22 protein-coding genes and 2 pseudogenes are annotated in these 21,244 nt (G+C 56.0%); 14 read left to right on the forward strand and 10 right to left on the reverse strand.

Annotation, left to right across the window (positions count from 1 at the left end; genetic code table 11):
- Positions 1-79 precede the first annotated feature (79 nt).
- Together AC1RNA_RS03310 and AC1RNA_RS03315 are read right to left on the reverse strand one after the other, a co-directional pair.
- A complete protein-coding gene (locus tag AC1RNA_RS03310; protein WP_492950244.1) occupies positions 80-574 on the reverse strand; it encodes a hypothetical protein in 495 nt (164 codons plus the stop codon).
- Between the two features lie 85 nt (positions 575-659).
- Positions 660-935 (reverse strand): metal-sensitive transcriptional regulator, encoded by a 276-nt coding sequence (locus tag AC1RNA_RS03315; RefSeq protein ID WP_492950245.1) that lies wholly within the window; start codon positions 933-935, stop codon positions 660-662.
- A 52-nt stretch (positions 936-987) separates the two neighbouring features.
- Between AC1RNA_RS03315 and AC1RNA_RS03320 the strand changes: the two genes are divergently transcribed.
- Positions 988-3,444: a heavy metal translocating P-type ATPase gene (locus AC1RNA_RS03320; RefSeq protein ID WP_492950246.1), complete on the forward strand. Its 2,457-nt coding sequence runs from the start codon at positions 988-990 to the stop codon at positions 3,442-3,444.
- Positions 3,445-3,503: 59 nt separating this feature from the next.
- On the opposite strand, the gene AC1RNA_RS03325 is transcribed toward AC1RNA_RS03320, so the two are convergent.
- A complete protein-coding gene (locus tag AC1RNA_RS03325) occupies positions 3,504-3,731 on the reverse strand; it encodes a GDCCVxC domain-containing (seleno)protein (RefSeq protein WP_492950247.1) in 228 nt (75 codons plus the stop codon).
- 5 nt (positions 3,732-3,736) lie between these two features.
- Positions 3,737-4,162 (reverse strand): mercuric transporter MerT family protein, encoded by a 426-nt coding sequence (locus AC1RNA_RS03330; RefSeq protein WP_492950248.1) that lies wholly within the window; start codon positions 4,160-4,162, stop codon positions 3,737-3,739.
- A gap of 66 nt (positions 4,163-4,228) precedes the next feature.
- Between AC1RNA_RS03330 and AC1RNA_RS03335 the strand changes: the two genes are divergently transcribed.
- Positions 4,229-4,654 carry a MerR family transcriptional regulator gene (locus tag AC1RNA_RS03335; RefSeq protein ID WP_492950249.1) on the forward strand — a complete coding sequence of 142 codons (426 nt, stop codon included), beginning with the start codon at positions 4,229-4,231 and terminating at the stop codon, positions 4,652-4,654.
- 19 nt (positions 4,655-4,673) lie between these two features.
- Here AC1RNA_RS03335 and AC1RNA_RS03340 read toward each other — a convergent pair whose 3' ends face one another.
- From AC1RNA_RS03340 to AC1RNA_RS03350, 3 genes are all read right to left on the reverse strand, one after another.
- Entirely contained in the window at positions 4,674-5,294 is a 621-nt protein-coding gene (locus tag AC1RNA_RS03340) for a class I SAM-dependent methyltransferase (RefSeq protein WP_492950250.1), read from the reverse strand.
- A gap of 79 nt (positions 5,295-5,373) precedes the next feature.
- Positions 5,374-6,636, reverse strand: coding sequence for a CDF family Co(II)/Ni(II) efflux transporter DmeF (gene dmeF, locus AC1RNA_RS03345; RefSeq protein WP_492950251.1), 1,263 nt, complete (start codon positions 6,634-6,636; stop codon positions 5,374-5,376).
- A 9-nt stretch (positions 6,637-6,645) separates the two neighbouring features.
- The gene (locus tag AC1RNA_RS03350) at positions 6,646-6,924 is read right to left on the reverse strand and encodes a metal/formaldehyde-sensitive transcriptional repressor (protein ID WP_492950252.1); all 279 of its coding nucleotides are present in this window, start codon (positions 6,922-6,924) and stop codon (positions 6,646-6,648) included.
- Positions 6,925-6,973: 49 nt separating this feature from the next.
- Between AC1RNA_RS03350 and AC1RNA_RS03355 the strand changes: the two are divergent.
- Positions 6,974-7,441, forward strand: a pseudogene (locus AC1RNA_RS03355) (efflux RND transporter permease subunit); the annotation flags it as partial.
- Positions 7,442-7,449: 8 nt separating this feature from the next.
- Here the strand turns inward: AC1RNA_RS03355 and AC1RNA_RS03360 are convergent.
- Positions 7,450-7,638 (reverse strand): annotated as a pseudogene (locus AC1RNA_RS03360) (MFS transporter); the annotation flags it as partial.
- Between the two features lie 313 nt (positions 7,639-7,951).
- Between AC1RNA_RS03360 and AC1RNA_RS03365 the strand changes: the two are divergent.
- The 3 genes from AC1RNA_RS03365 to arsJ are packed head-to-tail and all read left to right on the forward strand — an operon-like array spanning position 7,952 to position 10,243.
- Complete coding sequence (locus AC1RNA_RS03365; protein ID WP_492950253.1) at positions 7,952-8,311, forward strand: glyceraldehyde 3-phosphate dehydrogenase NAD-binding domain-containing protein; 360 nt, start codon at positions 7,952-7,954, stop codon at positions 8,309-8,311.
- Between the two features lie 37 nt (positions 8,312-8,348).
- Entirely contained in the window at positions 8,349-9,011 is a 663-nt protein-coding gene (locus tag AC1RNA_RS03370) for a hypothetical protein (RefSeq protein ID WP_492950254.1), read from the forward strand.
- Positions 9,008-10,243 carry an organoarsenical effux MFS transporter ArsJ gene (gene arsJ, locus AC1RNA_RS03375; protein WP_492950255.1) on the forward strand — a complete coding sequence of 412 codons (1,236 nt, stop codon included), beginning with the start codon at positions 9,008-9,010 and terminating at the stop codon, positions 10,241-10,243. Before AC1RNA_RS03370 ends, arsJ begins: the two co-directional genes overlap by 4 nt.
- 220 nt (positions 10,244-10,463) lie before the next feature.
- Here the strand turns inward: arsJ and AC1RNA_RS03380 are convergent, their stop codons facing one another.
- Together AC1RNA_RS03380 and AC1RNA_RS03385 are read right to left on the reverse strand one after the other, a co-directional pair.
- Complete coding sequence (locus AC1RNA_RS03380; protein WP_492950256.1) at positions 10,464-11,834, reverse strand: FAD-dependent oxidoreductase; 1,371 nt, start codon at positions 11,832-11,834, stop codon at positions 10,464-10,466.
- A gap of 43 nt (positions 11,835-11,877) precedes the next feature.
- On the reverse strand, positions 11,878-12,192 hold the full coding sequence (locus tag AC1RNA_RS03385) for an ArsR/SmtB family transcription factor (RefSeq protein ID WP_492950257.1): 315 nt from the start codon (positions 12,190-12,192) through the stop codon (positions 11,878-11,880).
- A gap of 119 nt (positions 12,193-12,311) precedes the next feature.
- Here AC1RNA_RS03385 and AC1RNA_RS03390 point away from each other — a divergent pair, with 119 nt between their 5' ends.
- From AC1RNA_RS03390 to AC1RNA_RS03425, 8 genes are all read left to right on the forward strand, one after another.
- The gene (locus tag AC1RNA_RS03390; RefSeq protein WP_492950258.1) at positions 12,312-12,677 is read left to right on the forward strand and encodes an ArsR/SmtB family transcription factor; all 366 of its coding nucleotides are present in this window, start codon (positions 12,312-12,314) and stop codon (positions 12,675-12,677) included.
- A 36-nt stretch (positions 12,678-12,713) separates the two neighbouring features.
- Complete coding sequence (arsB, locus tag AC1RNA_RS03395) at positions 12,714-13,763, forward strand: ACR3 family arsenite efflux transporter (RefSeq protein WP_492950259.1); 1,050 nt, start codon at positions 12,714-12,716, stop codon at positions 13,761-13,763.
- Positions 13,760-14,161 (forward strand): arsenate reductase (glutaredoxin), encoded by a 402-nt coding sequence (arsC, locus tag AC1RNA_RS03400; RefSeq protein ID WP_492950260.1) that lies wholly within the window; start codon positions 13,760-13,762, stop codon positions 14,159-14,161. The genes arsB and arsC overlap by 4 nt, the downstream gene beginning before the upstream one ends.
- A 122-nt stretch (positions 14,162-14,283) precedes the next feature.
- Entirely contained in the window at positions 14,284-15,156 is an 873-nt protein-coding gene (locus AC1RNA_RS03405) for a substrate-binding domain-containing protein (RefSeq protein ID WP_492950261.1), read from the forward strand.
- A gap of 5 nt (positions 15,157-15,161) precedes the next feature.
- On the forward strand, positions 15,162-16,580 hold the full coding sequence (locus tag AC1RNA_RS03410; RefSeq protein ID WP_492950262.1) for a sensor histidine kinase: 1,419 nt from the start codon (positions 15,162-15,164) through the stop codon (positions 16,578-16,580).
- Positions 16,570-17,904: a sigma-54-dependent transcriptional regulator gene (locus AC1RNA_RS03415; protein WP_492950263.1), complete on the forward strand. Its 1,335-nt coding sequence runs from the start codon at positions 16,570-16,572 to the stop codon at positions 17,902-17,904. The genes AC1RNA_RS03410 and AC1RNA_RS03415 overlap by 11 nt, the downstream gene beginning before the upstream one ends.
- Before the next feature lie 235 nt (positions 17,905-18,139).
- Entirely contained in the window at positions 18,140-18,664 is a 525-nt protein-coding gene (locus AC1RNA_RS03420) for an arsenate reductase (azurin) small subunit (protein ID WP_492950264.1), read from the forward strand.
- A gap of 11 nt (positions 18,665-18,675) precedes the next feature.
- On the forward strand, positions 18,676-21,198 hold the full coding sequence (locus AC1RNA_RS03425; protein WP_492950265.1) for an arsenate reductase (azurin) large subunit: 2,523 nt from the start codon (positions 18,676-18,678) through the stop codon (positions 21,196-21,198).
- The last annotated feature ends 46 nt before the right edge of the window (positions 21,199-21,244 follow it).

The raw sequence follows: 21,244 nt of genomic DNA on the forward strand, positions 1-21,244 counted from the left end.
AGATGTTTCCTGAACTGACGATGGACCACAGGTGCGCGTACCCCAAACGGGTACGGCGCCGCGTCACGCTGTTGTCAGGTCAGGAATTGGGGGGACGATAAAGCTGAGGGGGCGCGTTATCCGCCAGCTTCCGATGGTTGTCGGAAGCCTGGATGGCCTTCGGCACCGACGGTTGTGCCACGGCGAGGAGCGTCGGCGCAGGGAGCGCGGTGACACAAATCAGGCCACAACACTTTCCATCCGCCGAATGCGGCGTCTTTGTCGAGCCGGCATCACTCTTCAACGCAACAAGGTTCGCATCATGATCCGCGGACGAACCAGCGTGGGTCTGGATGCTGGAATGATGATCAGCATGCCCATCCTTATGGACATGGATCACGCCTTCACTGTGCGCGTGATCGTTGTGCACGTGGACCATGCCCGGCACATGATCCCCATCGGTCAGGCAATAAGGAGTAGCCTGACTGCCGGGCAAGGCGAAGGACAGCGTCGGCGCCATCACGCAAAACAGATAAGCTAGGGCGACAAACCACCCTGCTTTCCTCCGTTGCGTCCTGGTAAGTCCGAGCAACATTAACGCGTTAATGCTTTCGATTTGCCGTATCCGAATTTGCAATCATAGTCGCGAATCCTTATGCCGCCTAGATGGAACCTAAAGCTTATCGTTCCGCCCGTCCCACCACCGCCATCAACTCCGCAATCTTGCGGCGCTGATCCGCCTTGTCGCCACTCGCAATCGCGTGCTCGACGCAATGGGCGACATGATCCTTCAGCACCTCTTCCTCAACGCGGCGCAGAGCGGCACGAACGGCGGAGATCTGCGTTACGATATCGATGCAGTACCGGTCTTCATCCACCATCTTGGCGAGACCGCGGACCTGGCCCTCAATCCGGCTGAGACGTTTCTGGCACGAAGTCTTGATGTCTTTGCGCATTTGTCCTATATACCCCCATAGGGTATGAGTTGCAAGTCCCCAGGAGACTTAGATGAGCAGTCCGGAAAAGGCTAATTCCAAGGGCGAATGCGGCTGCTCCTCGAAGGCAAGCGCGGCACCGGGCCCCGACAAAACCAAAGCAGCTTGTTGCGGTGGTGGTCATGATGGTCATGATCACGACGCTCATGAGCATCATCACCATCCCGTTGCGGGAGACGGAAAGGTCGTGGACCCAGTTTGCGGGATGACCGTCGATCCGACGACGAGCAAGCACCGGTTCGATTACCAAGGTCACACCTACCATTTCTGCTCGGCCGGCTGTCGTACGAAGTTCACCGCCGCCCCCGAAACGTATCTCGATAAGTCCAAGGCCGCACCGAAGGAACCTGTTCCGGAAGGCACCGTCTACACGTGCCCGATGCATCCGGAAATCCGGCAGATCGGTCCCGGCAACTGCCCGATCTGCGGTATGGCTCTGGAGCCAGAAGTGGCAACGCTGGACGCCGCACCGAATCCCGAATTAGCGGACATGACCCGGCGGTTCTGGGTAGGCTTGGTGTTCGCCCTGCCTGCGGTCGTCCTTGAGATGGGCGGGCATTTGGTCGGCGGCCACGGCTGGGTCGACCAAGCGTTGTCGAACTGGATTCAGTTCGTCTCGGCGACACCGGTCGTGATCTGGGCGGGCTGGCCATTTTTCGTGCGCGGCTGGCAGTCGCTGGTGACCCGCAACCTCAACATGTTCACCCTGATCGCGATGGGGACCGGCGTCGCTTACGTCTACAGCGTCGTAGCCACGGTCGCCCCGCAGATCTTTCCGCTCGCGTTTCGCGGACACGATGGTGCCGTTGCCGTCTATTTCGAAGCGGCGGCCGTGATCACCGTTCTGGTGTTACTGGGCCAGGTGCTCGAATTGCGTGCCCGTGAGGCAACGTCGGGAGCGATCAAGGCTCTACTCGACCTCGCTCCGAAGACGGCGCGCCTCGTTGCAGAGGACGGCACCGATCATGAAGTCCCGCTCGACGGCCTGAACGTGGGTGACAAACTGCGCGTCCGTCCCGGCGAAAAAGTGCCGGTCGACGGCATTATTCTTGAGGGGCGCTCATCGCTCGATGAATCCCTGGTGACTGGAGAGTCCATGCCCGTCACCAAAGAGACCGACGCCAAGGTCATCGCAGGCACCCTGAATCAATCCGGCAGTTTCGTGATGCGGGCCGAGAAGGTCGGGCGCGATACCATGTTGTCCCAGATCGTGCAGATGGTGGCGCAAGCGCAGCGCTCGCGCGCGCCGATTCAGCGGCTGGCGGATCAAGTTGCCGGATGGTTCGTTCCAACAGTCATCGTCGCGGCGCTTGTCGCCTTCGCCGCCTGGTGGATTTTCGGGCCCGAACCGCGCCTGGCGTTCGGTCTCGTGGCGGCTGTCAGCGTTCTGATCATCGCCTGTCCGTGCGCCCTCGGGCTGGCCACGCCGATGTCGATTATGGTTGGCGTCGGGCGTGGCGCCCATGCTGGCGTGTTGATCAAGAACGCTGAAGCGTTGGAGCGTCTCGAGAAGGTCGACACCCTGGTGGTCGATAAAACGGGCACTCTCACCGAAGGCAAGCCAAAGGTCGTCTCCATCGTTTCCGCCGCGGGATTTCAAGAAGATGAACTCCTGCGATTGGCGGCCAGTGTCGAACGCTCCAGCGAGCATCCGCTGGCCGATGCCGTTGTACGGGCGGCGAAAGAGCGGAATCTGACATTGATCAATGTGGAGGAATTCGACTCGCCGACAGGCAAAGGCGTGACCGGCAGGGTGGATGGCAAATCTGTCTTGCTTGGTAATGCGGCCTATTTGAAATCGTTAGGTGTCGAGACACAAACGTTGGAGCCACAAGCCGAAATCCTGCGCGGTGAAGGTGCAACCGTGATCAATATCGCACTCGATGGAAAGTTGGCGGGACTCTTTGCAATCGCCGATCCAGTGAAGCAATCGACGCCCGATGCCTTGAAGGCGCTGGCGGCAGAAGGCATCAAGGTCATTATGCTGACCGGCGACAATAGAACGACGGCAAATGCGGTCGCGAAGCGGCTCGGCATCCCCGATGTGGAGGCAGAGGTGCTGCCGGACCAGAAGAGTGCAGTCGTCAGCAAGCTGCAGAAATCTGGTCGCATCGTCGCAATGGCCGGCGACGGTGTAAATGATGCCCCTGCCCTTGCCGCAGCCGAGGTTGGGATCGCGATGGGCACCGGCACTGACGTCGCGATGGAAAGCGCGGGAGTAACCCTTCTTAAGGGCGACTTGATGGGAATCGTTCGCGCGCGCCGTCTCTCCGAAGCGACGATGAGCAACATCCGGCAGAACCTGTTCTTCGCGTTCATCTACAACGCTGCCGGAATTCCGATCGCGGCCGGTGTACTCTATCCGACGTTCGGATTGCTGCTTTCACCCATCATTGCTGCGGCGGCGATGGCACTATCTTCAGTCAGCGTCGTGGGCAATGCGCTCCGATTGAGAACCACCTCCCTGTGACAACCAGGTTTACGCGAGGGTGGCGCCTTCACCGAAATGGCAGGTCGTCTGGTGCATCCTTACTTTGCGCAGCAAGTTGACGTGTCAATCTCACCGGCGCGCACGGCCTGGATTGGGGGGCACGGCTCGGAGCCGTAACTGCAAAATACACAACAATCACCGACTTTCGGCTTCAACCGCGTACCGCATTTTTTGCACTCATAGAAGAACTGGCAAGCATCTGTTGGCATAGTTTCGGTCGCGCGATAGCCGCAATTTTGGCACGTAAGCGTTGACTGCAGTTGCATCGCGGTCACCTAATAAACTTGAGCAGGAATGGTTCGATATAGGGCTCCCAAATAAGTGAGAGCACGACGAACGCAGTACCCAGACTAAGAACCAACCGTGTACTCCTCGAGGCAGTGCGGGCAGCGCAAGATTCGCCAATCCCGCAGGCGACCACCGAACGCCGCCGAAGAAATACCCACCATGCCGCGAGCAGAACGAGCGCGGCGCTGCCTTGAAGAAATAGTCGCCAGTTGGCCAGCATCTCCAGCCCACTGAATACCGCGCCGCCAGTCCCAAGGCCGGCAAGCGCCAGCGTCAGCACACAACAGGACGATGCGGCAAGTGCGCCGAAGCCAACTGTGGCGCCTATTCCAGCAAGCCAGCCCGCAGCAGGGGCCGGGGTTTTGGCGACGCGGTGCGCAGGTCCGATATCCATATTTGTTAGGGCCAATGGCTAGTGCTCCTGTCCGACTTCGGTCAGGATCGCACCCGTAGGAACTACAGGTTCAATCGCAGAATGTTCACAAAACCGCGAGGCGTCACCATCGGACAACTGGCCCGTACGGCCGGGGTCAACCTTGAAACGGTGCGTTACTATGAGCGCATCGGGCTCCTGCCGTCGCCCGATCGTACCGGTGCCGGTCATCGCGCATATGAGCATGGACATGTCCGGCGCTTGGCATTCATCCGCCGCGCGCGCGAGTTAGGATTCAGTATTGAAGATATCCGAGCGCTCCTCACGCTCGCGGTCCCGTCTCAAAGGTCATGTGCGGAAGTCAAAGAGATCGCCAGCGCCCATCTCATCAGTGTTCGAGCCAAACTGGCCGACCTCACGAAACTCGAAAACATTCTGGCCGCAACAATCACTCAATGTAGCGGCGATGCGTCTCCAGCATGCCCCGTACTTGATGTATTAGACACCCCGCTGTCGTACAATTCTTAGGTACTGCGGCACGGTCCCCCTATGCGCGGCGGAAGATACTGAAGCAGAAGTGCTGCATGGCACCCCAAGGGGTGCAATGCGCATACGATCGGGTCGCCACCAGTTCAAATTCGTCCCCAAGAGTAACGGCAAGGCTGTCGGCGTCATAGCGTTTGACGGGTAAACCACTGCAACGCTCCGGGCCATCGAGAGCAAAGGTGCCGATGATAATATGACCGCCGGGCCTGAGAGCTTTCGTCAGCCGCTTGAGATAGGCGGTTCGATCGACCTCATCCGTGAGGAAATGAAACGCCGCACGGTCGTGCCAGAGATCGTAATTTTGTGATGGCTCCCATGTCGTGACATCCGCAACCACCCACCGGACTTGTCCACCCCTATCGCCAAGACGTGCTTTGGCGGTATCCAGCGCAGATTTGGAAAGGTCTAGCACCGTCACGTGCCGAAACCCGCGAGCGACTAGGCTATCTACAAGACGTGAGGCACCCCCTCCGATATCCAAAATGGTGGAGTCAGGCGTCAATCGCGCCAAGCCTATCAATTCGAGCGATGGCGCAGGATTCTTCTCAAACCAGCTAACCTCGCTCTCGCCCTTTGTCGCGTAAATATTCTCCCAATGATCTCTGCGGTTCGGGTCGCTCATGGATAATCCGTGTCAAAACCTAACGCTTTCCGCATGGTGGAGACCTCTTCGGCCATTACCCCAAGGCAGAGAGACTTGCCTATCTTCGTGATCGAACTTCGACGGTCACGTGCGACAAATCCGAAAATGCCGCCAATTTTGCCAGATAATGTTCAGACCCACGTGCTTTGGTGGTCTCGACCGATACAATGGCTCCGAGGTGTCCGGGTCCCAGCCGCCAGAGGTGCAGGTCGGTCACCCGGTCTCCATCGCTCTCGACCGTCTGTCTGACCTTTTCCGTCATCCGCGGGTCCGGATTGCGGTCCAGCAGAATGCCACCGGTGTCCCGCAACAGACCGAATGACCAGTTCGCGATGACGACGGCGCCGATTAAGCCAGCGAGCGGATCCATCCAAAGCCATCCGAAGGTCCGCGCGAGGAGAAGTCCGACGATCACCAGCACCGAAACGGCGGCATCGGCCGCGACGTGGACGATCGCGGCCCGCATGTTGTTGTCGCGATGGTGGGCACCCGCAGGCGCGTCGTGATCGTGCTCTGCAAAACGTTCTTCGAATTCCTTGAACTGATCGTCCTGTTTCAGACGGAGCTTGGCCACGAACTCATGAGGTTCCGGAATCTCATCGAGCGATTCCAAATATCCTCCGCGATCCGCGAACGTGAATGTCTGTCTGGCACCAGCAGGTCTTACGGTTTCAACGGCGACGTGCGAAGCTTGCAATCGCAAGTTATCCAAAAGCCGCAATCGGAAACGAGGCGGCACACCGTTTTCAAAAACTTCAAGTTCGATCACGCCGGCGCCAAAATCGATCCGGCGAACATCCTCGCCGTGATCGTGAGGACGTTCGTGGCCGTGTGCATGACCATGGTCATGGCCGTGATGACCGCCGGATAGTAACCACGCACTCACCAGATTGACCACTAGGCCGAGCACGGCAATCGGAATTGCCTCGTTGAAACTGATGGCGACCGGGGACAGAAAGCGCGTTACCGCCTCATAGCCGATCAGCAGCGCGACCATGGCCAATATGATTGCGCTGCTGTATCCGGCCAGATCCCCGAACTTCCCGGTTCCGAAGGTAAAGTTCCTGTCGTCTGCATATCGGCGCGCATACGTATAGGCTAATGCCGCTAATAGAAGCGCACCGGCGTGTGTCGACATGTGCAAACCGTCGGCGATCAGCGCCAAAGATCCGAAGAGCGCCCCGCCGACGATCTCCGCAATCATCATAACGCTGCACAGCACGATAACTGCCCAAGTCCGGCGCGCGGCCCTGTCGTGGTCCTCTCTCAGAAAAACGTGATCATGCGCAGCAGCTCGATCAATCGTTCGGTCGACGGTCATGACATGCCCTTACTTCAAGTAGGTGTGAACGACTTCGATCAGCTGATCCGCAGCTTCCGCATTCAGGGCCCCAGGATTCTTTTGGGGATCGACCAGATGGGTGCGGATGTGGTCTTCCACCACCTCGGCCATCAGACCTGCGACACTCCCCCGGATGCCGGCAATCATATGCATGATGCGCTCGCACTCGGCTTCTTCGCTCAAAGCGCGCTCGATGGCCTCGACCTGCCCTCGGATACGGCGGACGCGCGCAAGCAGCCTCTTCTTCTCGCGGATGGTATGGCTCATGCGACAATATAGCATACCCCCCTATCCCTCTCAAGCCCTAGCTCTGGGGTTGGTTTATCCCCTTGGTTCGGCGCGGGACGCGCTTCTGGTCTTCAGCGCGGTGCCCCTCGCGCTTACCGGCGGCGTTGCCGCGCTGTGGCTGCGCGGCATGCCGTTCTCGATCTCGGCCGCCGTTGGTTTCATCGCCCTGTCCGGAGTCGCAGTCCTGAACGGATTGGTGATGATCACCCAGATACGGAAAATGATTTCGGAAGGTGTGGACACGGGCGCGGCCATCAGCCAAGGCCCGCTGACGCGGGTTCGCCCAGTCATCATGACGGCGCTGGTTGCCTCGCTCGGCTTCGTGCCGATGGCGCTTGCGACGGGAACGGGAGCAGAAGTGCAGAAGCCGCTCGCGACTGTGGTGATCGGCGGCCTGCTCAGCGCGACTCTGCTTACCTTGCTCGTCTTGCCGGCGCTGTATTCCTACTTCGCATCCTCCGAAATCCAAACCGCGCGTTCGTTCCAAGCCGAGTAGAGGTGGTCTACCAGCGGACCAAGCAGCCCGGAGATGATTAGCGATCCGGAGAAAGCGGCAAAAAACCAGTTGCTCGAAATTCCGAGCTCTTTCGAGATGGGATCCGCAAGGATGGCCGGCAAATAGTAACTTGAGGCCCAAGCGAGCGTTTGTGTCGTGCCTAACGCCAAAACGATAGGCAGCTGCTTCGTTTTCATTCTCGGGACTTTTTGCAAGCGGCGAGTCGGTGCGATTTTGGATTTGTCGTCACGTTGACTGTCGCCAAATCTCGCAAGGTTCTTACCTTCGCCAGCTCAATCAGCGCAAAGGTCTTATGGCCAATCCAAGAACCTTTGTAGCGGGCGCCCTGCGACGACAACCAAGTGGGTCGGAATGTGCGACGGACCATTGCTCCTCGCAACGGATTATGTCAATGTGTCTCGACATATCGACAGAACTGTTCAAGTGGCCCGTCGACCCGGATGGAAGCCCTGAACAGGAGAGTTTTCTGACACTCGTGAGGGGATATCCATGACCAATACTCCAATAAAAGTTGGCATCAACGGAATGGGTCGGATTGGCCGACTGACATTCCGGGCCGCATTAGGTGGATTTCATCGTCCGGAGGACGATCCCCAAAGAACAAACCGTCTGGAAATTGCCCACATCAACGAAGTTAAGGGCGGCATCGACGCGACGGCTCATCTTCTTGAGTTCGACAGTATTCACGGTCGATGGAATCAAAAGATCGGCGTGGAAAATGAAAAGACCATTTCAGTCGCAGACAGACGCGTGGGCTTCACCGACGCCGCCAAGCCAGGTGACATCGATTGGGGCAAACTCGGATGTGAAATCGTGCTGGAGTGCACCGGCAAGTTTCTGAAAGCCTGATCAGCTGAAGGACTACTTCGACCAGGGGGTGAAGCGTGTGATCGTCGCCGCACCGGTCAAAGATGAGGCTGCTCTTAATATCGTGGTTGGTGTTAACGACAAGCTGTATGACCCGGATCGTCACCGGCTACTGACGGCAGCTTCGTGCACCACTAATTGCCTTGCGCCCATTGTGAAGGTTGTTCACGAAGCAATTGGCATCAAACACGGACAGATCACAACAATTCACAATCCAACGAATACAAATGTGGTTGTCGATGCGCCCCACAAAGATCTCCGCCGCGCCAGATCCGCGATGCTATCGATGCAACCGACCACTACCGGCAGCGCAACTGCAATTGCACTGATTTACCCCGAGCTTAAGGGCAAATTGAACGGACACGCCGTGCGCGTACCGGTGCTCAACGCCAGTCTTACGGATTGCGTATTTGAACTTTCCCGCGAGACCAGCGTATCGGAAATCAATTCTCTCTTTGAGACTGCAGAAAACACGAGTCTTGCGGGAATATTAGGATTCGAGAAGCGGCCTCTTGTATCGGCCGACTTCAACAATGACACCCGAAGCTCAATTGTCGATGCACAAAGCACGATGGTGACGGACGGAACACTGCTCAAAGTTTATGCCTGGTACGACAACGAGGTCGGATATTCTTGTCGAATGGTCGACCTGGCTAACATCGTTGGGAGGGCCGGAGCATGAATAATACCGCCAGAAACTATCTGATCGTTACAGCTTCCTATTGGGGCTTCACATTAGTCGACGGCGCGCTACGTATGCTCGTGCTGTTCCACTTTTTTCGACTCGGTTACACACCATTTACGCTCGCGTTTTTGTTTTTGCTTTATGAAGCGGCCGGGGTCGCAGCTAATCTGGCGGGCGGATACTTCGCTTCTAAGTACGGCATTCCCCGAATGCTTGCGACCGGGCAACTCTTGCAGATTGCCGGTCTCATTATGCTCTCGTGCTTAAGTGATCACTGGAGCGCGGTCGCATCGGTGGCTTGGGTGGTTGCAGCACAAGGCATTGCCGGTGTTGCAAAAGATTTGACCAAAACGGCTTCAAAATCCGCGATCAAAGCCACATCGTCTGACGGTAACAGCCAGTTATTCCGCTGGGTGGCATGGTTCACAGGCTCCAAGAACGCCATGAAAGGCGTGGGGTTCTTCGTTGGTGGCCTTCTGCTCGATGTGGTCGGATTCCGCCCCGCTCTTTGGATGATGGCCGGTCTTCTTGCGCTGATTTTCGTTGCGTGTCGGCTTTCATTGCCGAGTAACTTGGGCAAAGCGAAGTCATCAAAAACGATCAAAGAGTTATTTGGAAAGACGCGCGGCGTGAATTTATTGGCCGCTGCGCGCATCTTTATGTTTGGATCGCGCGATGTTTGGTTCGTTGTCGGATTGCCCGTCTTTCTCTACGCGAATGGATGGCGTTTCCTAGAGGTCGGAGGCTTCCTTGCCGCGTGGACGATCGCCTATGGCGGGATTCAAGCCATCGCGCCTTCACTAGTTTCTCGGAGCACCGACGGGCTCAGCCGTGAAGTTCCTGCTGCCCGTCTTTGGGCTCTCATTCTAGCGGCTGTCCCAATTTGCCTCGCGATCACCATGAAGAGTGTGGACGTATCGCGGCCTGACCTAATCATTGTGGTAGGCCTCGCGCTGTTCGGCCTGCCTTTCGCGGTCAACTCATCGCTGCATTCTTATCTGATCCTGGCCTACGCGGGTTCTGAAAAGTCAGCAGAGGATGTCGGTTTTTACTACGCGGCCAACGCCGCGGGACGCCTTCTCGGTATCACGCTGTCGGGATTGCTCTACCAACTTGGTGGTATCACGGGGTGTATGATTGGCGCGTCCGTGATGTTGATCATTTGCTGGGGCCTTACTTTCGCGCTGCCGACGTCTTCGCGACCGGTCGCAGTTCCAACATCCGGATGAAGCAGTTGAACTTGAGCAGCAAAGGCGTTAGCAGGCCGCTACACAGAGACGCTTTTGCAACTTCCAGCCTTGCGAACAGGTCTCGCAGTTGCAGCTGGTGTCGCGGGTGTCAACGAAGAGAAACAGCAAAATCTCTCCGCTGCCAGCCCAGCTGTAGGCCTCTGCGTCGATGGATTACAAGCGGGCGCCTGGTGCTCCCCCTGTCTAGAGATGCCATCCGCTAACCGCAGCCACAACCACTGTTCTCTTTCTTTTCGGCGACGGTATCAGCGGCGCAACATGCGTCCGCATTAGATGGGGTTGCCGTGCTACAGCATCCAGCTGAGGCCGCACCATTCTCAACGCCTCCCCGCGTGCAGACGCCAGTCTCCGGTAGATCCAATTCAACACGAGCTGCAGCTTCCTTGTCGCCTGCAATATCGGCGGCAATCGAACGAACCTGCTCGTAACCTGTGATCATCAGGAATGTTGGCGCACGACCGTAGGATTTCATGCCGGCCAGATAAAGCCCGGGCTCAGGTTGTGCGAGCTCACGTGCACCGTGAGGACGCACTGTGCCGCAACTATGTTCGTTTGGATCGATCAGTGGCGCAAGCGCCACCGGCGCATCAATCGCGGGATCGAGCCCAAGGCGCAATTCGCTCAGGAATGATAGATCGGGACGAAAGCCCGTCGCGACGATCAATTCATCGACAACAACATGACGGCCGCAACATGCCGATCCCGCTCCAATACGAAGACGTTCACCGGCAGCGGACATGTGGCTCACACTAAAGCCCGGCTCAACGCGAATTCTGCCTGCCGCCACGATCGCCGCAAAGGCCGAGCCTAATTCTCCTCGCGCGGCTAGTTTATCATTTGCGCCGCCGCCAAAAGCCTTCGAGGGATCTGAGCCTCGCAGCAGCCAGATGATCTCGGTATCAGGTGAACCATCCTGAAGATGAGCCAACTCCATCAGCGTGCCGATCGCAGAATGGCCCGCTCCCAGTACAGCCACCGTCTTGCCTGCGTACCTTAAACGTTGAGCGCCACGAATATCTGGCATCGCGTAGGTAATATGGGCGGCGAGGTCTCGCTCCCCGATAGCAGGAAGGCCACTTACACCTGCAGGGTTAGGCGTTGACCACGTCCCGGACGTATCAATGATGGCATCGGCGCGTAGTGTTTCGGGACCTTTGCCATTCTGATACCGAATTTCGAAGGGCGCAGATTCGCGCCCCTTGGTCTTCGCCTTGTCGTAGCCGAGACGACTGATAGCCGTCACGCGGCTTCCCGTACGAATGACATCCTTCAGAACCGTGCGGGTAGCTAAAGGATCAAGATATTGCTCAAGCAGCTCCCGTCCCGTCGGATAAACGTGCGGATCAGGCGAATTCCAGCCCGCTGAAGACAACAAGCGTTCAGCCGCCTTATCAACATTGTATTCCCATGGTGAAAACAGCTGGACGTGCTTCCACTGCCTAATGGCATGGGCCGCCGCCGGTCCCGCTTCAAGGACCACCGGATTGAGACCACGCTCTAAGAGATGCGCGGCCGCTGCAAGGCCTACGGGACCAGCTCCGATAACGGCTACATTCTTGCTCATATACATCTCCTACATTTCGCGAATTGTCGAATTATTCGGCAAAGTTAGACTAGGCCGCGGATTTCTTATCCGCGCATTCTTCATCAACGCAGCATTCCGCAATCAGGAAATTCACTAATCCTTGCATGGTGTCGTATTCAGCAAGGCAGAATAGGGTCTTCCCCTCGCGCCTTTGCGTAACCAATCCCACCATCATGAGCTCCTTGAGGTGATACGACATTGTAGAGGCTGCTACCTTTAGCTTCTCACCCAGCTTCCCAGCCGGCATACCGGCATGGCCCGCACGAATAAGGGCTCTGTAGATCCTCAATCGGGTCGTATTTCCCAAGGCCTCAAGCCGGGCCGCTGCATCATCGATTTTCATGACCCCATCCTGACACGTGAGGGGATGGAGTCAATCATAATTCGAGAATATTTGAAATATAGAAAGTTGCTTCTCTGAGACAGTTGACATCGTTCTAATATATCCATATATCTGGATTTATGGAGAACGAACCTGCTATCCTCGCAATGGCTGCGCTTGCACAAAGTACGCGCCTCGCGGCCTTCAAAATTCTGGTGAACCACGAACCAGACGGCCTGCCTGCGGGAGATCTCGCGCGCGTTTTGGAAGTGCCTCAAAATACTCTTTCGGCGCACCTCTCCGTCCTCTCGCGAGCGGACCTTGTTACGTCTGAGCGTCGCAGCAGGACGATCGTCTATCGTGCCAATCTCCAAACGTTTCAGTCCGTCGCACTGTTCCTATTGCAGGATTGCTGCGGTGGCCGCCCGGATATTTGTGCTCCTGTTCTGAACAGCCTGAAGATCTGTGACACCCCAAAATCAAAAAAGGAAAAGTCCCGCGCCTGATTGCCGGGACACCGCTCGCTTTAACCTGGTGCAATCATGAATACCTTCGAACGCTATCTGACACTCTGGGTCGCACTCTGCATCGTCGCAGGTGTGGCTTTAGGTCATATAATGCCGAGCTTCTTTGCAGCCGTAGCTTCTGCCGAAGTCGCGAAGGTCAATCTTCCAGTAGCAATACTGATCTGGCTAATGATTGTGCCAATGCTACTCAAGATCGATTTCGGTGCGCTAGGAAGCGTTCGTGAGCATTGGCGCGGTGTAGGCGTCACGTTGTTCGTTAATTGGGGCGTGAAGCCTTTTTCGATGGCTTTACTCGGCACCTTCTTCATCGGACACGTCTTCGCACCGATGCTGCCATCAGCACAAATACCCTCCTACATTGCCGGTCTCATTCTGTTGGCCGCAGCACCATGTACGGCCATGGTTTTTGTCTGGTCGAACCTCTGCGAGGGTGAACCACACTATACGCTCAGTCAGGTCGCGCTTAACGACATTCTGATGGTGTTCTTGTTTGCGCCGCTGGTTGGCCTGTTGCTGGGCGTGGCATCGATCACAGTACCGTGGGCGACGCTGCTATTGTCCGTAGTACTTTACATTGTCGTTCCGGTCATCATTGCGCAGCTTTGGCGCAGCTCAATGATTCGAGCAGGCAATGGAGTCTTTGAGCGGACTATGGCTAAGCTACAGCCCGTCTCGCTCGTGGCGCTCCTCGCGACCTTAGTGCTGTTGTTTGGCTTTCAAGGCGAACAAATCCTGCGGCAGCCTGTTGTGATCGCGATCCTGGCGGTGCCAATCTTGATCCAGGTCTACCTGAACGCGGGCATCGCTTATTGGCTGAGCCGACGATTCGGTGTGGCCTGGTGCGTAGCAGCTCCAGCTGCTCTGATCGGGGCTAGTAATTTCTTTGAGCTCGCAGTTGCTGCCGCGATCAGCCTGTTCGGATTGAATTCGGGAGCCGCATTAGCGACAGTCGTCGGCGTGCTGGTCGAAGTACCCGTGATGCTTTCGGTAGTGCGAATCGTAAAGGCAACAAGGGGCTGGTACGAAGCGGGAGTATCCTGCGAGCCAGCTAAAGTCCGTTCATGACAGTTACGATCTACCACAACCCCGCATGTGGGACCTCGCGTAATACGCTCGCCATGATCAGGCAAAGCGGCGAGGACCCGGTCGTGATCGAATATCTAAAAACGCCACCAACGCGCGAACGGCTGAAAGAGCTGATTGCCGCGCTAGGGATACCCATCCGAGGATTGTTGAGAGAAAAAGACACGCCCTACAAAGAGCTTGGACTGGATGATCCCAAATGGTCTGACGACGAATTACTGGATTTCATGTTGGCGCATCCGATCCTTATCAACCGACCAATCGTCATAACACCCAAAGGTACGAAGCTCTGCCGTCCTTCGGAAACCGTCTTAAACTTGCTTGACCATCCGGTTCGTCGGTTCGTGAAGGAAGACGGGCAAGTGGTCGAAGGGAATTGATCTCGTGCCGTAACCTCGCGCAGCAAATGTTGCGATGCAATATGCAAGGCGGCCCGCGCCAGAGTTCACTTTGTAATGATTTTAAATGTCGCTAGACTTGTCCACATGTCTGGAGAAGTCGAATGGCGTCCAAGACTGAGTTATCGCGTCGTGTAGTGGTCGGGACAGGCTTGGCGTTGCTGCTCCCGAAGCCAGCCCGGTCTGAACCCGCATCGCCAGAACCGATTCGTTTCGGTCTCACGCCCGTCTTTTTGACATCCGATCTCGAACTTCTTGGTCGGCTTCAATCCTATCTGCAACTTGCCACCGGCCTTCCCGTAAATCTCGTCGAACGTCGCACCTATCAGGAAATCACAGCCATGCTGATTTCTGGGCAGCTGGATGCGGCATGGATTTGTGGCTATCCGTACGTGGCGCATCGGCACGAATTGCAGCTCGTCGCCGTGCCCCTCTGGCATCAAAAGCCGCTCTATCAATCCTATATCATCATCGACAAAGAACGCGACGCTCAAACCCTTGTTGATCTGCGGGGAGATATTCACGCTTTCTCCGATCCAGACTCCAACTCGGGATTTCTCGTAACCCGAGCAGACCTCGCGGCGATGGGTCTTAGACCAGAAAATTTCTTCCGAAGGTCGATCTTCACCTACGGCCACCGCAACGTCATTCGTGCGGTGGCATCCGGTCTCGCTCAGTCAGGCTCGGTCGATGGCTATGTCTATGATGTCGTCGCAAACCTCGAACCGACACTCGTGTCCAACATTCGCATTCTCTCGGCATCCGAATGGCTTGGGTTTCCTCCTATCGCCGGACCAAAGAACCCGCCGGACGGCCAGAGACTTTCGTTATTAAAAACTGCGCTTCTCGATATTCATAAAACAGAAGAAGGGCGGGCTGTGCTGGCTATGCTTCAATTGGATGGATTCGCGAGTGAAGGAGCAAAACTTTACGATACCATCGCGGCGAAAGCTGCCTTCGTCGCGACGGCGGGATGATGCTCATGACGCGCCTCGGCAAATGGCCCATCACAGTTAAAGTCCCGCTGGCGGTTGCCGCCTTGATGATCACTGTAGGCGTAATTGTTTCCGAGCAGGTCCTTCGTCGTCTCGAAGAAACGCAAACACGTTTCCTTTCCGATCTTTCACAAAGCTACCTGGATGGCCTTTCGTCTTCAATTACACCCGCACTTTTGCGCGAAGACAATTGGGAGGTTTACGATGCCATCGACCGGGCCAAAACGATAAACCGCGGCCTGCGAGCTATAGAGACGATCGTCACCAATGCAGACCGCTCTGTGATCGCCGCGTCAGATCCTCGCGTTCATCCTATCGGCTCACAAGTTGAGACGAGCCTGCCCATTAACAAATTTAGTTTTGAGGCAGGCGCGAACACCGCAAGCGCGATGCGTGTCCTTTCGTATCCGGGCCGAACAGCCGGAATCATTTTTGCGACATTCGACACGCGACATCTGGCGGCAGAACGTAGAGATGTTTTATGGGCTCTAACGATAAGCAATGGTGTTCTGACGCTTACGCTCGCGCTGGCGGGTTGGTTTCTCGTCATGCGAATGATGTCGCCTGTCAGAGTACTCACGGATCATCTCGGTGCCGCCCAAGATGGCCATGCCGACCTCATACCGTCTTCAAATCTGTCAAAAACGTCCGGGGAATTCCATCTTCTCTTCAAATCCTACAACGCCCTGGTTCGCTCGATGCGCGACCGCGAAGAGCTTGCGATAAGACTTGCTGAAGAAAAACGTCTTGGCAGTTTGGGGCGTTTGGCTTCGTCCTTGGCTCACGAGATCAACAATCCACTCGGCGGTCTTTTCAATGCTCTCTCCACGCTTAAGAGTCACGGTGCCATTGAGCATGTCCGGGAACGTTCGCTGGCGCTACTTGAGCGTGGCCTAAATGGCATCAAAGATACCGTAAGGACAACGCTGACTGTCTACCGGTCCGATAGTCAATCAAGGCCGTTGGAGCCAAGCGACATTGATGATCTTAAGCTTCTTGTCGCGCCGGAAGCGAAGCGTCGGTCCATACGGATCGAGATGATCAACGGTCTTGTTGAGAAGATGCCTGTTCCGGCCACGCCAGTCAGACAGGCGATCTTGAATTTACTTCTTAATGCAATAGCTGCCTCGCCTGACGGTGCAACCGTTACGCTCACGACAAACAGAAATGAACAACTCGAAATAAACGTAAGGGATCGCGGGCCAGGCTTGCCAGATTGGGCGGCCGAGGTTCTCAGCGCGGCTGAACTGACACCTCCTCGCTCCGAAGGAGGCCTTGGCCTTTGGACAACAAGTAGGCTCATTGTTCAGTTGTGCGGGCGCATCAGTATCAAGCGGGTAGACCCCGGCACGGAGATTTCTATTCGTATTCCTCTTACTAGACCGGAGTTGGCCAGTGCAGCGTGAGCAACGATTAGTTGGATTGGTGGAGGACGATCCAGTCATGGGTGAAAGCTTGATCCAACGGCTGACGCTGGATGGCATCGGCGTCAAATGGTGGCAGGACGGAGAGAGTGCGGTCAAAGAGATCGCAAGCAGTCGCTTCGACGCTATCGTTTGCGATATTCGACTTCCTGACATGAATGGCGAACAATTTTTTACAGAGGCAGCCCGGAGCGGCAACGCGGCTCCCTTCATGTTCATCACGGGACAGGGAGATATTGACCAAGCTGTCAGGCTGATGCGCGCTGGAGCACGCGATTATGTAACGAAGCCGTTCGATATGGATCGCTTTCTTGTGCGGCTTGCTGAGATTTTCAGGCCTGCACAATCTTCCATCGTATCTGAAGCATTGGGGTATTCTCAGCCTGCCAAGGACTTGGCGCATCTCATCGAACGGTTGGCTCCGCTCCCATCCACCGTCTTGTTCACGGGAGAGACCGGCAGCGGTAAGGAGGTTGCCGCTCGTTTCTTGCACGCAACCTCGCCTCGCAGCGATAAACCTTTTATCGCCGTCAATTGCGCTGCCATCCCGTCTGAATTGATGGAAAGCGAACTCTTCGGTCACGAAAAAGGATCTTTTACGGGCGCATCACAGCGCCACGTCGGATATGCGGAACGAAGCGGAGCTGGAATCTTATTCCTAGATGAGATCGGCGATATGCGGCTTGAGCTCCAAGCAAAACTATTGAGGTTGCTCGAAGAACGTAAATTTAACCGAGTGGGCGGCGAAACTGCCCTTCCTTTCACCGGCCGTCTGATCGCAGCTACCAATCAGGACCTATTCGATCTCGTGCAAAAGGGACGCTTTCGCGAGGATCTCTATTACCGGATCAACGTCGTAACGGTCGAAATACCGTCACTACGTGCAAGACGCGACGACATTCCTTGGCTGATGAACAAATTTCTGAATGAATTCTCGACGACAGCGAGCCGCGATATCAAAGGCTTCGGTGCCCTCGCTGAGCAGGCAGCCCTCCATTATCCGTGGCCTGGGAACGTGCGTGAGCTTAGAAACCGAGTTGAGCGAGCAGTCGCTCTCGGTTTGGATGAATGGATCATGCCGGCCGATCTATTTCCGGCGACAGAGCGAAGCGCAGGGCGTGCCAATTTGGAATCTCTGGAAGATGTCAGACAGGACGCCGAACGTCGTCACATTCTTCGTGCACTTCAGACCGCAAACGGTGAAATCGGAACGGCATCTAAAATTTTGGGAATTGGCCGGACCACACTCTGGGACAAGATGCGGCGGCTCGGCTTAAGCACCGACGTTCAGGATCCAAGTCAATAGTGCGACTTGTTCAGCGTCATTTAATTACGACAGGAACCGTTGTCAGTGGAGCAACCGTTCGCATTCCTGAACGAACGGCAACGCAACATGTTCGGGAATCCGAACATCTGCTCCTCGGCAGGTAGCCCCATCTTGGAAAAATTCAATTATCTCAACGCTGGAACGTAGTGGCCCGATCTCTGCAATGAGCTCCCCGTCCGATGGGACACAAAATCCATGATCTGGGGAGATCATCATGAAGAGTTGCGACAAACTAGTCGACGCTGGCCGTCGCCATTTTCTAAGTAGCGCCGGCGCCATGACCGCGGCCGCCGCCGCCGTTTCAGTTTTATCTACTGAAGCAAAAGCTGACCAAGCACCCTCAACTTTAATTCGTTACCCGAAGAGCAGGCTCGGGAATGTCGCCGATTTGAAAGTGAACGAGCCTCTCGCCGTCAACTATCCTGATGATGACGCGCCAGGCGTTTTGATCAAGCTCGGGCAACGAGTTGCCAGCGGCGTTGGTGCTGACGGAGATATCGTAGGCTTTACGACCGTCTGCCCGCACAAGGGATTCCCGCTGAATTACGTCGCTTCCGACAAGACGATGAATTGCCCCGGTCATTACTCGCGGTTCGATTGCGAGAAAGGTGGCCAGCAAATCTGGGGTCAGGCGACGCAGAATCTGCCTCAATACACGCTTCGCATCGACGAGAAGGGCGACATCTACGCTGAGGGCGTGGATGAGCTGCTCTACGGCCGTCTTTCGAACGTACTGTAAGGAGAGAGAACATGACGTACAAACGCCAAATTGGTCATCTTCCGATCGTCCCCGCAGACGCGAAAGAGCACAACGTCGTTTGCCACTACTGCATCGTCGGATGCGGTTATAAGGCCTACACTTGGGATGCGCGCTATGAAGGCGGCACAGCCCCAAGTCAGAACAAATTCGGCATCGATCTTTCCAAACAGCAGGAAGCCGATACGGGCAGTTGGTATGCGCCTTCGATGTATAACATCGTGAAGCAGAATGGCCACGATGTACATCTGGTCGTTAAGCCCGATAAGGACTGCGTGGTCAATTCAGGTCTCGGATCGCCGAGGGGCGCCCGAATTGCTGAGATGAGCTATTCGCGCCAACGCAACACACAGCTTCAAAGGCTAACCGACCCCCTCGTCTGGCGCTACGGACAAATGCAGCCCACGAGCTGGGACGATGCGCTTGATTTGGTAGCCCGCGTGACTGCGGCTGTGATCGCCAAGCAAGGCGAAGACGCCCTCTTTGTCTCGGCCTATGACCATGGCGGCGCCGGCGGCGGTTACGAAAATACGTGGGGCACCGGGAAGCTCTATTTTGGCGCGATGAAGATCAAAAACATCCGCATCCACAATCGGCCCGCTTACAATTCCGAAGTTCACGGAACGCGTGATATGGGCGTCGGCGAGCTCAACAATTGTTATGAAGACGCTGAACTTGCCGACACCATCGTTGCCGTCGGCACAAATGCCCTCGAAACGCAAACCAACTATTTTCTCAATCACTGGATACCGAATCTACGCGGCTCGACGTCAGACAAAAAGAAAGCCCAGCTCGGCAACGAACAATTTGATCGCGGCCGGATTGTTATCGTCGATCCGAGACGGACAGTGACCGTCAATGCTTGCGAGGTTGAGGCCGGGAAGGACAACGTCCTTCATCTCGCCCTCAACTCCGGCACGGACCTCGTCCTCTTCAATGCTTGGTTTACGTATGCCGTCGATAAGGGCTGGATTGATAAGTCCTTCGTTCAGGCCAGCACCAAGGATTTTGACAAGGCAGTTGCGGCCAATAAGGTTTCGGTCGCCGATGCAGCCAAGATCACTGGGCTTAGCGAAAACGACATCGTCAAGGCGATCACCTGGATTGCCGAACCAAAGGCTGGCGGCGCACGCCGGCGCACGATGTTTGCATATGAGAAAGGCCTGATTTGGGGAAACGACAACTATCGCACGAACCAAGCACTTGTGAACGTTGCTCTCGCCACCGGCAACGTCGGACGGCCGGGTGGAGGTTGCGTCCGAATGGGCGGACATCAAGAGGGCTATTCACGACCGTCGGATGCACACGTCGGCAAACCTGCCGCTTACGTCGATCAATTGCTCATCGGCGGAAAGGGAGCGGTTCATCACATCTGGGGATGCGACCACTACAAGACCACGTTGAACGCAATGGAGTTCAAGAAGGTCTACAAGAAGAGAACCGACATCGTTAAAGATGCGATGAATGCGGTTCCGTATGGCGATCGCAACGCGATGGTCAAGGCCATCACCGATGCAATCGCAAAAGGCGGCCTATTCGCCGTGAATGTTGACATTGTGCCAACCAAGATCGGAGAGGCTTGCCACGTCATTCTTCCCGCCGCGACCTCCGGCGAGATGAACCTGACCTCGATGAATGGCGAGCGGCGGATGCGCATAACGGAGCGATACATGGACCCGCCAGGACAAGCGATGCCCGATTGTCTCATCGCAGCGCGTCTCGCCAATAATCTTGAGCGTATATTCCGTGAAATTGGCAAGAAAGACGTTGCCGATAAATTCAAAGGCTTCGACTGGAAAACCGAAGAAGACGCATTCATGGATGGCTACGCCAAACATGAAAAGGGAGGCGAATTTGTCACGTATGCGCGCCTGCGTGCCATGGGAACCAACGGCTTTCAGGAGCCCGCGACTGGCCTGGAAACCACCGGGGCTGTCGCAGGCGGCACATCAACCGGCGCTCCTGTCGCTGCGAGCCAAGACCAGCAGAAGATCATCGGCACCAAACGTCTTTATGCGGATGGAAAGTTTAACTCCAAGGACGGCAAGGCTTCGTTTGCAGCGTCTCCATGGCGGGGGCTTCAGGCTCCAGGCAAGCAAGCAGAGAAGGATAAATTCCACTTCCTGATCAACAATGGTCGTACCAATCTCGTCTGGCAGAGTGCTTACCTAGACGTGGACAATGAGCTTGTCATGGACCGATGGCCCTATCCATTCATCGAGATGAATCCATCTGACATGACTGAGCTTGGCCTGAAAGAGGGTGATCTTGTCGAAATCTACAACGACAATGGCTCAACGCAGGCGATGGCACTCCCGACTCCGACTGCAAAGCGGAAACAGGCCTTCATGCTGTTCGGCTATCCGACCGGGGTGCAGGGCAACGTGGTCTCCAAGGGAGTGAACGAACTGATCATTCCTAACTACAAGCAAACTTGGGGCAATATTCGTAAGATCGCGGATGCCCCAGAAGGAGTGAAACACCTCTCCTTCAAGTCGAACGAATACGTAACCTGAGTTGCAGACGAGGGATTCCTTGCGGAATCCCTCGTCTCTTGAGGGG

Source organism: Afipia sp. GW821-FHT14H12, assembly GCF_058803465.1.